The sequence below is a fragment of the Sutterella massiliensis genome, assembly GCF_016899755.1.
GTDB lineage: Bacteria > Pseudomonadota > Gammaproteobacteria > Burkholderiales > Burkholderiaceae_F > Sutterella > Sutterella massiliensis.
The window spans coordinates 1-429 of the sequence record NZ_JACJJC010000301.1; the positions used below are offsets into that span (position 1 = coordinate 1).

At 57.6% G+C, this 429-nt stretch carries 1 protein-coding gene; it reads right to left on the bottom strand.

Going from position 1 to position 429, the window contains the following annotated elements; all coding sequences use genetic code 11:
* Positions 1 to 429, bottom strand: a 429-nt coding sequence (locus H6A60_RS12660) for a hypothetical protein (protein ID WP_205105196.1), incomplete at both ends; no start/stop codon positions are given.

Here is a 429-nt window from a genome sequence, read left to right on the forward strand (position 1 = left end):
GTCGTACCGTCATACATGGGAGAGCTGACGACGCCGACTTCCGAATCGGCCGACGGCGAAACGGGCTGAAATACCGTTCCCTGTTCCGTCGCGCTCTGCGGAGCCGTGTTTCCGTGGTCACTCTCGGAGAACGCCGTATCGGCTGTTTTTCCGGAAGGCCATGAATCAGCTGAAACGGGCGTCACCGCACTTGAGCTGCCGTCAAATCCGCCGAGAGAATCCGAATGCGGCAGATTGAACCCGGGGGAGGGCGACGCAAGCGGCTTGGGTTCCGCAGCAACTCCGTCGAAGATCGTATGACTCTTCGAAGGCCCGCGTACGGCATCGTTGAATTCTTTGATGGGAGCAAGGAAACCGATTCCGCCCGTGTCAATGCCGGTAGTTGTGGCAACGTTCATTCGTTTGATCATATTGTCGGTAATGCTCTGC